The organism is Amycolatopsis sp. NPDC102389 (genome assembly GCF_044765885.1).
GTDB lineage: Bacteria > Actinomycetota > Actinomycetes > Mycobacteriales > Pseudonocardiaceae > Amycolatopsis.
On the sequence record NZ_JBIWKX010000046.1, the window covers coordinates 1 to 13,706 of the forward strand.

General features: G+C 69.8%; 12 protein-coding genes and 1 pseudogene. 7 read left to right on the forward strand and 6 right to left on the reverse strand.

Annotation, left to right across the window (positions count from 1 at the left end):
- The first annotated feature begins 411 nt into the window (after nt 1-411).
- On the forward strand, nt 412-1,266 hold the full coding sequence (locus ACIRGA_RS30450; protein ID WP_400947370.1) for an SDR family oxidoreductase: 855 nt from the start codon (nt 412-414) through the stop codon (nt 1,264-1,266).
- Here ACIRGA_RS30450 and ACIRGA_RS30455 read toward each other — a convergent pair.
- From ACIRGA_RS30455 to ACIRGA_RS30465, 3 genes are read right to left on the reverse strand one after another with little or no spacing between them, the layout of a single operon-like run.
- On the reverse strand, nt 1,229-2,254 hold the full coding sequence (locus ACIRGA_RS30455; protein ID WP_400947372.1) for a glycosyltransferase family 9 protein: 1,026 nt from the start codon (nt 2,252-2,254) through the stop codon (nt 1,229-1,231). The two genes, ACIRGA_RS30450 and ACIRGA_RS30455, sit on opposite strands and share 38 nt — an antisense overlap.
- A complete protein-coding gene (locus tag ACIRGA_RS30460) occupies nt 2,251-3,738 on the reverse strand; it encodes an HAD-IIIA family hydrolase (protein ID WP_400947375.1) in 1,488 nt (495 codons plus the stop codon). The genes ACIRGA_RS30455 and ACIRGA_RS30460 overlap by 4 nt, the downstream gene beginning before the upstream one ends.
- A gap of 39 nt (nt 3,739-3,777) precedes the next feature.
- On the reverse strand, nt 3,778-5,883 hold the full coding sequence (locus ACIRGA_RS30465; RefSeq protein WP_400947377.1) for a catalase: 2,106 nt from the start codon (nt 5,881-5,883) through the stop codon (nt 3,778-3,780).
- A 105-nt stretch (nt 5,884-5,988) separates the two neighbouring features.
- On the opposite strand from ACIRGA_RS30465, the pseudogene ACIRGA_RS30470 reads away from it, so the two are divergent.
- The 6 genes and pseudogenes from ACIRGA_RS30470 to ACIRGA_RS30495 all read left to right on the forward strand — a co-directional run bounded on the left by ACIRGA_RS30470 (nt 5,989) and on the right by ACIRGA_RS30495 (nt 11,700).
- Nucleotides 5,989-7,353, forward strand: a pseudogene (locus tag ACIRGA_RS30470) (aldehyde dehydrogenase family protein).
- Nucleotides 7,353-8,408: an aromatic acid exporter family protein gene (locus ACIRGA_RS30475; RefSeq protein WP_400947380.1), complete on the forward strand. Its 1,056-nt coding sequence runs from the start codon at nt 7,353-7,355 to the stop codon at nt 8,406-8,408. Before ACIRGA_RS30470 ends, ACIRGA_RS30475 begins: the two are co-directional and overlap by 1 nt.
- A gap of 28 nt (nt 8,409-8,436) precedes the next feature.
- Nucleotides 8,437-9,492 (forward strand): NAD-dependent epimerase/dehydratase family protein, encoded by a 1,056-nt coding sequence (locus ACIRGA_RS30480; RefSeq protein ID WP_400947382.1) that lies wholly within the window; start codon nt 8,437-8,439, stop codon nt 9,490-9,492.
- Nucleotides 9,489-10,298: a nucleotidyltransferase family protein gene (locus ACIRGA_RS30485; protein WP_400947384.1), complete on the forward strand. Its 810-nt coding sequence runs from the start codon at nt 9,489-9,491 to the stop codon at nt 10,296-10,298. Before ACIRGA_RS30480 ends, ACIRGA_RS30485 begins: the two co-directional genes overlap by 4 nt.
- Nucleotides 10,295-11,032 (forward strand): metallophosphoesterase, encoded by a 738-nt coding sequence (locus tag ACIRGA_RS30490; protein ID WP_400947387.1) that lies wholly within the window; start codon nt 10,295-10,297, stop codon nt 11,030-11,032. Before ACIRGA_RS30485 ends, ACIRGA_RS30490 begins: the two co-directional genes overlap by 4 nt.
- The gene (locus ACIRGA_RS30495) at nt 11,029-11,700 is read left to right on the forward strand and encodes a phosphate signaling complex PhoU family protein (protein WP_400947389.1); all 672 of its coding nucleotides are present in this window, start codon (nt 11,029-11,031) and stop codon (nt 11,698-11,700) included. The genes ACIRGA_RS30490 and ACIRGA_RS30495 overlap by 4 nt, the downstream gene beginning before the upstream one ends.
- 91 nt (nt 11,701-11,791) lie before the next feature.
- Here the strand turns inward: ACIRGA_RS30495 and ACIRGA_RS30500 are convergent, their stop codons facing one another.
- The 3 genes from ACIRGA_RS30500 to ACIRGA_RS30510 all read right to left on the reverse strand — a co-directional run bounded on the left by ACIRGA_RS30500 (nt 11,792) and on the right by ACIRGA_RS30510 (nt 13,604).
- Nucleotides 11,792-12,355, reverse strand: coding sequence for a hemerythrin domain-containing protein (locus ACIRGA_RS30500; RefSeq protein ID WP_400947391.1), 564 nt, complete (start codon nt 12,353-12,355; stop codon nt 11,792-11,794).
- A gap of 62 nt (nt 12,356-12,417) precedes the next feature.
- On the reverse strand, nt 12,418-13,092 hold the full coding sequence (locus ACIRGA_RS30505; RefSeq protein ID WP_400947393.1) for a DUF6766 family protein: 675 nt from the start codon (nt 13,090-13,092) through the stop codon (nt 12,418-12,420).
- A 98-nt stretch (nt 13,093-13,190) separates the two neighbouring features.
- Nucleotides 13,191-13,604 carry a hypothetical protein gene (locus ACIRGA_RS30510; RefSeq protein ID WP_400947395.1) on the reverse strand — a complete coding sequence of 138 codons (414 nt, stop codon included), beginning with the start codon at nt 13,602-13,604 and terminating at the stop codon, nt 13,191-13,193.
- Nucleotides 13,605-13,706 lie beyond the last annotated feature (102 nt).

A 13,706-nucleotide genomic window follows, 5' to 3' on the forward strand; every position in this document is an offset into this window, starting at 1 on the left:
CTGCGGGGGGGGCGGGGTGTGGGGGGGGGTGTTGGTTGGTTCCATCCCCCCCCCACCCCCCCCCCCCCCCCCCCCCCCCCACCCGCACCGACCATGCCACGTTTGACTTACCCCTCAATAGAACCCCACTTGCCACTCACGACTCCCACGCGAAGATGCGCGAAGTTCCCAAATCGGTCACTTTAACCTGACAAGGTGTCCTTTATGGACATCCGGCGGCAATCCGACTCTCTTCGGCAAGCTCGCTGCTGCGATTCAGGTCATCGCGCCACCTTTGCCTTACCCCTTAATAGAACCGTCCTCACCGGTCACGACCCCACTTGAACACCGTCAGGCCCGGGACCGGTCCATGTTCGAGAAGGCGGGCATCCGGGTAACCGTCGGCGAAAGCACCCGACGGGAGGGATTCCGATGCCAGACAAGTTACGGCCGCCGCAGCAGCAGGAACCGCCGGGCGTGACGTCGAAAATGGACCCGCCGCCGCGCGACTCCATGGAGGATTACGAGGGCCGCGGCCTGCTGAGCGGTAAGCGTGCGCTCATCACCGGCGGCGACTCCGGGATCGGCCGCGCGGTCGCCATCGCCTTCGCGAAGGAGGGCGCCGACGTGGCGATCGCGTACCTCAGCGAGCACGAAGACGCGAAGTACACCGAGGAACGCGTCCGGGCCGAGGGGCGCGAGTGCCTCCTCCTACCGGGTGATCTCGCCGAGGCGGCGCGATGCCGCGAGATCGTGGACCGGACCGTGAAGGAACTCGGCGGTCTGGACATCCTGGTCAACAACGTCGCCACGCAGTGGCCGGTCGACTCTCCGGAAGAGCTCACCGACGAGCAATGGACGCACACCTTCGACGTGAACATCCACAGCTTCTTCCGGGTCACCAACGCCGCCTTGCCCCATCTGGGTGAAGGCTCGGTGATCATCAACACCGGATCGGTGAACGGGTTGCGGGGCAACAAGTCCCTGATCGACTACTCGGCGACCAAGGGCGCCGTGCACGCCTGGACGTACGCGATGGCGCAGGCGCTGGCCGATCGCGGGGTGCGGATCAACTGCGTCGCGCCCGGTCCGGTGTGGACACCGCTGATCCCGTCGACGTTCCCGCCCGAGAAGGTGGAGAAGTTCGGTCTCCAGGTCCCGTACGAACGCGCCGCCCACCCCGACGATCTCGCGCCGTCGTACGTCTTCCTGGCGTCCAACCGGCTTTCGTCGTACTACAGCGGTGAGGTCATCGCCGCGCTGGGCGGCGAGACGACACCCGGCTGAGTCGCTCGACCGCGTCGACGACGGCTTCCGGCGCGATACGGTCCAGGCACGGATGGCCGGGCACGGGGCAGACCCGGGCCCGGCTGTCCTTGCAGGCGGCGTGCTGGTCGCCGAGCACTTCGGACGGCACTCCGTACGGCGCCCACCGCGACGACGGCACGACAGGGGCGAACAGGGACACCACCGGCGTCCCGACGGCGGCCGCGAGATGCGCGGGGCCGGTGTTGGGCGCCACCACGACGTCCGCCCCGGCTAGCACGGCCGCCAATTCGGACAATCCCGTGCGGCCGCCCAGATCGAGCGCGTCACCGGCGACTTCCTTGGTCAGAACGCTCTCCGACGGAGACCCGGTCACGACCACGCGGTGCCCGGCGTCCAGCAGCGCCCGCACGATGGCGGCCGAGCGCTCGGCCGACGGTTGCCTGGCCGGGACCGACGCGGCCGGATGGACGACCACGTAACCCTCACCGCCGACGAGCCCGTCCACCGAGGGCAGCGGTTCGCGGAGCGCGAGACCGCCGTCGTCGCCGGGCGGCAGCGGGAATCCCGCTTCCTCGGCCAGGGAAAGCATCCGGACCGGCTCCGGTGGATCACCGGCAACGCGATGGCGCAGGTCCAGCAGCGATCCGGGATAGTCCTCGCTGATCGCGCCGATCCACGGCACGCCCGCCATCCTCAGCAGCAACGCCAGCGGGAGCGGCGACTGGTGGAACGACGTCAGGATCAACGCCGCGTCCAGGGAAAGCCCGCGTAGGCGCCGGACGAGCGCGTCGGTGTCCTCCTGGGTGACCGGCGGCGGTTCGGGGTCGATCCACGGCGCGCACCAGGTGATAACCTCGTCCACGCCGGGCAGCAGTTCGCCTGCGGCGCGGCCTCGCGGCCCGGTCAGCAGGACCACCCGCTCCGCCCCGGCCGCGACCGCGCGGACGCACGGGCCCGCGAGCAGAACGTCGCCGAGGTTGTCCATCCTCGCGACCAGTACGTTCATCGCGTTCCCGCGACGGCCAGATGCACGGCTTCGGCCAGGTCCCGGGCGACGGTCGCCCGGCGACGGGCGCGATCGACCTCTTCCGGCCGGGTCCTCGCGGTCGGGATGAGGATTCCCCTGGCTCCGGCGGCGAGGGCGGCGTCGACGTCGGCACCGGTGTCGCCGATGACCACACAGCGGCGGACGTCCACGCCGAGCGCCTCGGCGGCCTGGCGGACCAGGCCGGGCGCGGGTTTCCGGCAGGCGCAGCCGTCGCCGTCGTCGTGCACGCAGACCTGCCACGTGCCGAACGGGCCGAGGACCTTCTCGACGCGGGCGTTCACCGCGGCCAGCCGGTCCGGCGCGATCAGTCCTTTCGCGACTCCCGACTGGTTGCTGACCACGCCGATCCTGATCCCCGCCGCCCGCACGCCGTGCAGGAGTTCCTTGGCGCCGGGAACGGGACGGACACCGTCGGGATCGTCGAGATAGGGCACGTCGACGATGAGGGTGTCGTCCCGGTCGAACAGCAGCGCCTGCGGCCGCCGGGAAAGCCGGTGTCGCAGCTCCCCGCGCAGCCGGTGATAGCAGGCCGCGGGCGGGATGAGCGCACTGGTCAGCAGCATCCGCGACAGCTCGCCCGGGGTGCGCGGCCCCGGGACGATCCGGCGCGCGGCGAACTCGGCAGTCACTCCCGCCCACACCCCGGCCGCCGCGGCCGCGGCCTTACGACGGCCCAGCGCGAACAGCGCCGCGGCACCCACCGCGCTCACCGTGGCCAGCGCGTGCCGTTCGAGCCGTCCGTGACCGGCTCCGGTCTGCTGCCGCCAGAGGACACCGTGCTTGTGCCGCATGAGCGCGTCGTCGGCGTTGCCCCGCTGCGCGCGGAGGCTGGCGAGCGGCCCCGACCGTTTCGGCGGATGGACGGTGACGCGTTCGCCCCGCGCGATGAGGTGGCCCGCCTTGGCGACTTGCAAGGCCAGATCCGAATCCTCCCGGTAGGCACGGGGAAAACGTTCGTCGAAGCCGCCGACCTCGGCGAGCACGGCCCGGCGGTAGGCCATGTCGGCCGTGATCCACCGGGCCGTCTCCAGCGCCGCCGTGCCCCGTTCGTCGTCGGTCGGGCGGCGGTCCGGCGGCAGCGGCACGACGAGCCGCGCCTGCGACGCCGCCGTTTCCGGACCGAGGGGGAGAAGATCTTCCGCGAGCTTCCGCGGCCAGTCCGAGCCGATCACCACGTCGTCGTCGAGGAAGGCGATCCACTCGGTCTCGGCGCGCCGCCAGCCGGCGTTGCGGGCCGCGGCGGGACCGCGCCCGCCGGAGCGGACGACTGCGATCTCCGTGCTGGACGGGGGAAGCCGCAGGTCGTCGCCGCCGGGCCGGTCGTCGGCGACGACGATCCGCGCTGGCCGGGGTTCACCGGCGGCTTCGATCGCGGCCAGGAGGGTATGGAGATTCTCCCGGCCGGTCGTCGGAATCACGATCGTGTAGTCGAGGTCGCTCACCCTCTTCCGGTACCCGGGTGCCACGGCCGCAAACTCCGGTCACGCCGGGATCGCGTCGGTCTTCCGCTGCCACGAGCGATGCTCGCCCAGTTGCGCGAGGAACGAGGCGAGGAAACCGTCGGGCAAGGTCGCCTCGGCCGCCGTGGTGGTCACCACGCCTTGGTCGATGAGGGTTTCGGTGTCGTCGGCCAGCTTCGAGGTCACCCCGGCCCGGCGCAGCAGGTCCAGACCGGAGCCGAAGGCGGCCACCGGTTTGCCGTGCTTGTACGCCTCGGCGACGAAATGCACCGCGTATCCGTCGCGTTCGAGGACGTTGATCGAGCTCGGGCCGCACGGGACGACGACCGCGTCGTAGAGCACCGAAGCCATGGTGTTCAGCTGCTTGTCGGGCCGCAGAGGATCCCCTTCACCGCCCGGCCGGAGTTCGGCCTCGGTCGGAGCGAGGACTTCGGCGATCGCGCCCTGCTCGGTCAGCGCCTCGACCACGCGGCCGACGCCGATGGTGTCCACGCCGTCGGCGGCGAGCACCGCGACCTTCCGACTGGCCGGCGTCGCGGAGGGCTGGTTGAGCTGCGAAAGCGCGGGGGAGGAGCGGTCGTGGTGCGGAGTGACCGGAGCGGCGGGCACGCTCACCCCGATCCCCTCGGCCACCCGGGCCGCCAGATCGTGGTCGACGTTGTTGAGTTCGGCGACCGTCCGCGCCCGGACCTCCCGGTCCTCGACCTTGCCGAGTTCGAACCGGAACGCGGCGACGATGTGCTCGCGTTCGACCGCGGACATGCTGTTCCAGAACAAGGTCGCCTGACTGTAGAAGTCCTTGAAGCTCTCGCTGCGCTCACGGATCTTGTGGCCCGCCACGGATTCGGTGTAGTGGCGGAACACGCCGGAATCGGCGATCGCCGGGCAGCCGCCGCCGAGCGAGTTCGGGAAGTAGCTCGTCCGTCCCTTGTGGACGTTCTGCTGGCCGTATCCGTCGCGCTGGTTCGTGTGCACGTTCGCGATCGGCCGGTTCACCGGGAGCTGGGAGAAGTTCGGGCCGCCGAGCCGGATCAGCTGTGTGTCGAGATACGAGAAGTTCCGTGCCTGCAACAGCGGGTCGTTGGTGAAGTCGATGCCGGGGACGATGTTCGCGGTGTGGAAGGCGATCTGCTCGGTCTCGGCGAAGAAGTCTTCGGGATTGCGGTCCAGGACCATCCGCCCGACCGGGCGCACGGGCACCTGCTCCTCGGGGATGATCTTCGTGGCGTCCAGCAGGTCGAAGTCGAAGTCGTGCTCGGAGTCCTCGTCCACCAGCTGGACGCCCAGCTCCCATTCCGGGTACTGCCCGGACTCGATCGCGTCCCACAGATCGCGCCGGTTGAAGTCGGGGTCCTTGCCCGCGATCTTCTGGCATTCGTCCCACACCAGGGAATGCGTGCCGAGCACGGGTTTCCAGTGGAACTTCACGAACGTGCCCTTGCCGTCGGCGTTGACCAGCCGGAAGGTGTGGACGCCGAAACCCTGCATCATCCGGTAGCTGCGCGGCAGCGCGCGATCGGACATCAGCCAGAGCACCATGTGCAGGCTCTCCGGTTGCAGCGACACGAAGTCCCAGAACGTGTCGTGCGCCGACTGCGCTTGCGGGATTTCGTTGTGCGGTTCGGGTTTCACCGCGTGCACGAAGTCGGGGAACTTGATGCCGTCCTGGATGAAGAACACCGGCATGTTGTTGCCCACGAGGTCGTAATTGCCCTGGCGCGTGTAGAACTTGGTCGCGAAGCCGCGGACGTCGCGCACGGTGTCGGCGGAACCGCGCGAACCCGCGACGGTGGAGAACCGCACGAACACGGGGATCTTCTCGCCGCTGGTGAGGAATTCGGCGACCGTGTAGTCGGCCAGCGCGTCGTCGTAGGCCTCGAAGAAGCCGTAGGCGCCCGCGCCGCGCGCGTGCACGACACGTTCGGGGATGCGCTCGTGGTCGAAATGCGTGATCTTCTCGCGGGCGTGGAAGTCTTCGAGCAGCGTCGGCCCGCGGGCGCCCGCAGTCAGTGAATCGTTCGTGTGATCGACCCGGACACCCTGCTGGGTCGTCAGCGCGGATCCTTCCGGATCGACGCGGCTGCCGCCCAGTTGTTCGTCCTTCGCGTCCTCTCGATGCTGTGCCACAGATCTCGCCCCTTCGCCGTGGTGGATTCCCTCGCGGCTACCCGGACACGGTTTCGGCGAAACGGCACCGGGTAACCGCCGGACGAGAACTTCGAGGAGGTGCGAATGACGACGGTGGACCGCTCGACCGTGCTGGAGATCCGCGACCCCGCCGACGACAGTCTCGTCGGCAGCGTCAAGGTGGCGACACCCGATGGCGTGGCGACGGCGATCGCCGCGGCGAAACGGCGGGCCCCGGGTTGGGCCGCCACACCGGCCGCCGAACGCGGGGTCGCGCTGAAGGACGCGGCGAGGTCGCTGCGGGAGCGGGCGGGTGAACTCGCCGTCCTCATCGAGAGCGAGACCGGGAAGCCCCGTGACGAGGCGGAAGAAGGTGTCCTGGCCGGAGCCGGGACCCTCGAGCAGTACGCCTAACTGGGCCCGGTGCACCGTGGGCGATCTTTGCTGGGCGATCCGTCGGCCACCGATCTGATGGTGCCCGAACCGCGGGGCGTGGTCGTCGCGCTGACGCCGTGGAACGACCCCGTCGCCGTGGCCTGCGGGCTGGTCGGCGCCGCACTGGTCACCGGGAACACGGTGGTGCACAAGCCGAGCGAACGCTGTCCGCATACCGGCGCCTGGCTGGGGAGCGCGTTGGCGGAGGCGTTCCCCGAGGGCGTGCTGCAGACCGTGCAGGGTGACGGGAGCGTCGGCGCGGAACTGGCGGCCCACGCGGACGTCGACGTCATCGCGCACGTCGGCGGCACCGCGGCGGGCCGCTCGATCGCCGCGAGCGCGGCCCGGACCGGCGCCAAGGTGCTGCTGGAGAACGGCGGCAACGACCCGCTCGTCGTCGACGCCGGCGTGGATCCGGTGTGGGCGGCCGAGCAGGCGGCGACCGGGGCCTTCGCCAACTCCGGGCAGATCTGCGTCTCGGTCGAACGGATCCATGTGCACCAGGACGTCGCGGACGCCTTCCTCACCGCGTTGGTCGCCGAGGCAGGCCATCGCGACCTGGCCCCGCTCGTCGACCGGCGTCACCGCGAGGGGGTGCACGAGCAGGTCACGGAGGCGATCGCGCAGGGCGCCGATCCGCTGGTGGGCGGGGTCCTGCCGGACGGGCCCGGCGCCTTCTACCCGGCGACCGTCCTCGCGGGATGCACCCCGGGGATGCGGGTCCTCACCGAGGAGACCTTCGGCCCGGTCGCACCGGTGACCGTGGCCGCCGACTTCGACCAGGCACTCGAACAGGCCGCCACCGGCGACTACGGTCTCGCGGCCACGGTGCTCACCTCCTCGATGGCGCACGCGCAGCGCGCCTGGCGGGAACTCCCGGCAGGCACCGTGAAGATCAACAACGTCTTCGGCGGCGCGCCCGGCGGGGCCGCCCATCCGCGGCGTGCCAGCGGCAGCGGCTACGGCTACGGGCCGGAACTGCTCGACGAGATGACCCAGACCAAGGTCGTCCACCTGGCACCCCCGGGGCCGTGATGGAGTTCCGGAGCCGATGGACGGCGCCGTTGGCCTGGGCCGCCCGGGCGTTCCGGGTTCCGGGGGAAGAGCGCCGGAGTCTCATCCAGACCGCGAAAGCGACGGCCGCGGCCGTGCTCGCGTGGGTCATCGCGACGTCGGTCCTGCGCCTGCCCCAGCCCTTTCTGGCGCCGTACGCGGCGGTGTTCCTGGTGCAGGCCACCGTCTACCGCTCGTTGCGAGGCTGGGCGCAGCAGGTCGGCGCGGTCGGCGTGGGTGTCCTGCTCGCGGCGGGCGCCGGGCAGCTCATCCCCTCGGTGACGGTGGCGCTCGGGCTGGTCATCTTCGTCGGCCTGCTGATCGGCGCGTGGCGCGGGTTCGGCGATTCGGGGGTCTGGGTCGGGATCACCGGCATGCTGCTGATCTCCTACGGCAACGCGACCGAACCCATCCTGCTCGCCGACCGGCTGCTGGAAACCGCGCTGGGCGCGGCGATCGGCGCGGTGCTGAACGCGGTGATCCTGCCTCCGCTGCACGGCGAGCGGCTGCGGGCGGCGACCTCCCGGCTGGCTTCGGCGATCGCCGACGTCCTCGACGAGACCGCGGCACTGGTCCGCGACGGCGCGCCGCCCGAGGCGACCGAAGTCCTGTACGACCGCGTGCGCGACGTCCGCAGCCTGGTCGCGGAGGCGGAGGACGCGATCGGCTGGACCAGGGAGGGCCGGTACCTGAACCTCCGCGGGCGGCGTGAGACGCGAGAAGGGTCGTTGCCGAACCTCATCTCCCTGTGGCAGCCGCTCGCCCAGCTGATCGACGCGGTGAGCGAAGCCGCCCGGAGCGAACAGCCGTTCCGGCATCCCGGCGAATACGCGCGCGGGGTGGTCGGCGACCTGCTCGAAGCGCTCGCCGAGGTGGCCCGTTCGGGTGATGCGGACAAGCTCGACGGATGCCGCAAGCTGCTCGACGAGATCGACCACCTGCTCGTCGCGCCGACGGACGAGGTCACCTCCTCGATCGGCCTGGGGGCGATGGCGTTGCCCGCCCGCCGTCTCGTCCAGCGGCTCCACGCCGATTAAGGCGAGGCGACGGTGGGTAACCGTACCCATGACCAGCAGTGGTAAGCGGATCGTGGTCACCGGCGCCACCGGCAACGTCGGCACGGCGGTGGTACGCGCGCTGGGTTCGGACCCCGAGGTCGGATCGATCGTCGGCGTGGCGAGGCGCCCCAGCCGCTGGGAGAGCCCGAAGACCGAGTTCGTCACCGCCGACGTCGCCCGTGACGACCTCCGTGCCGTGTTCGACGGCGCGGACGTGGTGATCCACCTCGCCTGGCTCTTCCAGCCCACACACCGGCCCGAGGTCACCTGGCGAGCCAATGTGCTGGGTTCGATCCGGGTGTTCGAGGCGGCGCAGGCCATGCGGGTGCCGTCGCTGGTGTACGCGTCGTCGATCGGGGCGTACTCCCCGAGGGACGACGACCACCCGGTGACCGAGGACTGGCCGACCCACGGATCACCGAGCGCGGCCTACACCCGGGAAAAGGCTTACGTGGAAAGGGTTCTCGAAGCATTCGACCGGAGTCATCCGAGGATGCGGGTGGTGCGGGTGCGGCCGGGATTCCTCTTCCAGAAGGCTTCCGCACCCGAACAGCGCCGTCTTTTCGGCGGCCCGTTCGTGCCTGGCAAGCTCGTGCGGCCGTCCCTGATCCCGGTACTCCCGGACATCCCGCAGCTGAGGATCCAGACCGCGCACACCGACGACGTGGCCGACGCCTATCGCCGGTGCGCGCTCCAAGACGTCAAAGGCGCCTTCAACATCGCCGCCGATCCGGTGCTGGACACCCGTGCGCTCGCCCGGATCTTCGGCGCCAAACCGGTGAAGGTCCCGGCGGTCGCCGTCCGGCGGGCGCTCGCCGCCGCCTGGTCGCTGCATCTGATCCCCGCGACGCCAGGGCTTTTCGACGCCGTCCTGCACCTTCCGGTGATGGACTGCACGCGCGCCAGGGAGGAACTGGGCTGGACGCCGCGCCACACCTCGGAGGACGCGATCGAAGCGTTCCTCAAGGGGTTGCGGGAAGGCGAAGGATTCCCGACCGAACCGCTGAATCCGGACGTCGGCAGGGCGCACGAACTGGCCACCGGGGTGGGGGAGCGGCCGTGAACGAGAAGGACCTGCTGAACACGCTGACCAGGGTCGTGTCCACTTTGGACCAGACGTCCGTGCGGTTCGCCGTCGCGGGCGGCCTCGCCGTGTACGCGCGGGGCGGGCCGCCGTCCGATCACGACGTCGACCTCTTCCTCAAACAAGAGGACATCGAGGAAGCGGCGGAGGCTTTGGAAGACGCGGGGCTGAGACGGGAACACCCGCCGGAGGACTGGCTCACCAAGGTCTACGACGGCGACTGTCTCGTCGACCTGATCTTCCGGCCCAATCATCGCCCCGTCACCGACGAGATGCTCGACCGCGCTTCGCTGATGCGGGTCGGGCCGACCGCCGCCCCCGTGCTCAACGGGACCGATCTGCTCGTCGACAAGGTCCTCGTGCTCAGCCCGCACCGGTGCGATTTCGGGCCGCTGCTGCGGATCGCCCGCGACCTCCGTGAGCAGGTCGACTGGCACCGCGTGGCCGAGGAGACCGCCGAATCGCCGTACGCCTGGTCGTTCCTGACCCTGCTTTCGGCACTGTCCATCATCGACGGAAAGGAGCTGCCGATGCCCGACGAAGCGCCCCAATACCTGGTCGCCAGGCTGACCAAGGCGCTGGCGGAAGACCCGAGGACGGCCGAACTCGGCGTGCACGTCACCGTGCGCGGCGATCAGGTCCGGCTCAGCGGCGAGGTCCCGTGCGCCAACCGCAAGGCCGACATCGAGGCGGTCGTCTGCGAACACATCGCGGCCGAGCTGGTGCACAACGACGTCCGGCTGGCCGATGTCCGGGAGCCGTCGCACGCCGAGGAGATCCGGTGATCCGGGTCGCCGCGGTCGGGGACGTCCACCTCGGGGAGGACAACCGAGGCCTGCTGCGGCCGGTCCTGGACAACGTCGCCGAGCACGCCGACGTGCTGCTGCTGGCGGGCGACCTCACGCGGCACGGCAGCGTCGAGGAGGCAAGGGTGGTGGCCGACGAGTTCGCGGGGCTCGACGTCCCGGTGATCTCGGTGCTCGGCAACCACGACTACCACTCGGACGAGGCCGAGGCGATCAGCGGACTTCTGGAGGAAAGCGGGATCACCGTCCTCGAAGGCTCGGCCACCACGGTGGAACTGGAGGGCGGGAAGCTCGGCGTCGCCGGCGTGAAGGGTTTCGGCGGCGGGTTCGCGGGCAAATGCGCGAGCCGGTTCGGCGAACGCGAGATGAAGGACTTCGTCGAGCACACCATGGCGGCCGCCCAGCGGCTGCGCACCGCGCTGGAAGGGCTCGAACACGAGGAGCCCGACGTGACCGTCGCGCTCACCCACTACTCGCCGATTCCCGGCACCCTGCACGGCGAACCGCCGGAGATCCACCCGTTCCTGGGGTCGTACCTGCTGTGCGAACCGATCGACGACGCCCAGGTGGCGCTCGCGTTGCACGGGCACGCGCACTACGGCAGCGAACAAGGGGTCAGCCCGGGCGGGGTCCCGGTGCGCAATGTCGCCCAGCCGGTGATCCGCGCGGCGTACGCGACGTACGTCCTCGAACCTGCGAAGGTGCTTACATGAGGGATCGATTCCACGGTCAGCTGAGCGTTCTCGGCGAGCTCCTGTCGAGCATGTGCGGCATGGCCTGCGAAGAACTGCGCCTGGCGAACCGGGTCTTTCTCGACCGGGACGTCGAAGCCGCCGCCGAGCTGGCGACGGTCGAGGCGAGACTGAACGCGGCACGGACCCACTGCGAGGAGACCGCGCAGAAGCTGCTCGCCCTGCAGGCGCCGGTCGCGCGCGATCTGCGCACCGTGCTCGCGGCGGTGTACTGCGCCGACCGGCTGGAGCGGATGGGCGACCTCGCCCAGCACATCGCCGAGCAGGCCGTGCGAGCGCCGGAGTTCGCCGTCCCCGACGCGCTCACCGGGCGCTTCGGCGAGATGGCCGGACTGGTCTGCACGATGGCGGAAGACCTCGGCGCCGCGATCGACGGGCCGACGGCCGAGGTGTTCCACTCGCTCGCCCGATCGGATCAGCGTGTCGACGCGCTGTACGAGGAGCTGATGACGCTGGTCACCGAGCCGGACTGGGCCGACGGCGTCGCACCGGCGATCTCGGTGGCGCTGCTGGCGCGGTTCTACGAGCGGTTCGCGGACCAGGTCGTGTCCGTGGCGCGGCGGGTGGATTTCGCGCTGACGGGGGAGCTGCCCGAGTCTTCAGTGCGGGATGTTCCTGCCGAACTCTGAGGCGCTTTTTGCGTGTTCCGTGAAGGCCTCCTTGAGGGACCCTGGGTCCCTCAAGGAGGCCTTCACGGACTTGGGACAAGCGACACCGAACTCAGGTGGCGCGGTCTTCCAACGCGTCCCGGATCTTGTCGATGAACGCCGTCCCCGGCGCCAGGATCCGGTTCGCCGGCGGGCTGTCCGGCGCGGCGGGATGCGGCCGGGTCGGGGCGATCTCCTTGGCCCGCAACACTTTTTCGCCCAGCTCCCGCAGCTCGTCCGGCGAGCAGGCTGCCTGCAGTTTCGGCAGCAGGTCGCTTTCCTCTTCTTCGATGTGGTGCCGGACGTCCTCGATCAGCTTGCCGACCAGCTGGTCGAACCGCTTGTCCGTCGGCTCCAGACCGATGAGCTCGTTCATCACCCGTTCGGCCTCGGCGTGCTCCTCGATCTCGTGGTCGGCGATCTCATCGCCGTTGGGGAGGTTCTTCCGCGCGGCGGGGTACATGTGCTGCTCTTCCGCGATCGAGTGCCGCACGAGCTCGGCGATCACGTGGTCCGCGAGGTCCTTGCGATGCCGATCACCGCCCTTACCGGACTCGAGTTCTTTGAAGACCCGCTCGACGGCCCGGTGATCTTCGGTGATCACCGAGACGAGGTCGTGTTTCGTGGTGGTGGTCATGGACACTCCTGTCCGTGGTCGTCAGTCCGACGTCGCACGGATACCCGTTCCCCGCGGTTCAATCACCCGGATTCGTCGGTGGCGTGATGCGGGGCGCCGACGGGTTTCGATTCGGGGGAGCCGCGCTGGCGCAGGTACACGCTGAACACCGCCATCGAGCCGATGGCGAGGAATTCCGACTGCCAGTTCTGCAGCGTGCGGTTCCAGAAGTCCGACGACGCCAGATAGCCGGACCACGACACCGGATCGCCGAACTCGGTGAGCTGTTCGGCGTTGTAGGCGCTCATCCCGGCCACGGACTGGGCGAGCCACGACAACAGGAACAGCCCCAGCATCACCAGTCCGAGTGACATCGAGAAGATCCCCGTGCGCCAGCCGCCCGCCCGCACCCATTTCGGTGAATCGGCCGTCGCGTGCGATCCGACCTGCTGGTCCTCATCCGTTTCCGGGCCGACCCGGCCCGCCGGTTTCGATTCGGGGGAACCCCGTTGCAGCAGCCACACGGTCGCGAACACGTAGAGGAAGAACTGCAGGTATTCCGATTGCCAGTTCTCGGCGACGTCGACGGCGAAGTCCGCGGACGTCACGTAGTCGAGCAGGCCGATCGGTTCGGCGGCGTGGCTCAGCTGTCTGTCGTTGTAATCGGCGAGGCCCGCGAACGCCTGTCCCGCGAGGCTCAGCAGGAACAGCAGCCCGAATGCCAGCGAGAGGCCGTTGTCACGGAGAAAGCGTCGCATCATCCGCCTCCTTCACCGGTGGAGCAGGCCCAGCAGGACGCAGTAGCCGAGGACGGCCACGACGAAGACGAGATAGACGGTGAATACCGGGCGCGCTTTCACGGTCCACCCACCGCGCAGTCGTAGACCTGTTCGTTCCGGTGGCGGCAGCCCGCTCCCGTGATCACCCAGCCGGTGGACGATTCGTGCAGGAAGAGGGTGTCGCGGGCGGTCTTCACCTGGGCTTCCTCACTCCAGATCGAGACCGTTTCGGGTGTTCCGCCCGGGACGTCCGCACCCGCGAGACCGCGTTCGCAGCTCTCGGGCGTCCAGGATTCCCGTGCCCGTGGTGCCAGCAAGGCACACGCCGAGCGGTGATCACCCGACGCGAGCGCGCCGAGGAATCGCGTGGCGGCCTCTTTCACCGGCTCTTGCCCGCTCGCTCCGGTACAGCCGGCGAGCAGGAGGCAAACTCCGAACGCCAGCGTTTTGACGATCACGGAACCGGGGTACCCGTCCGTGCGGTCGTTCACACCTAGGCGGTGTCCTGTAAGTCCTGTTGGCGGTTTCGGCACCCAGGTGTGGGGGGGGGGCCCGGCTGGGGGGCACCCGAGAACCAAGATGAGGTTGGGGGA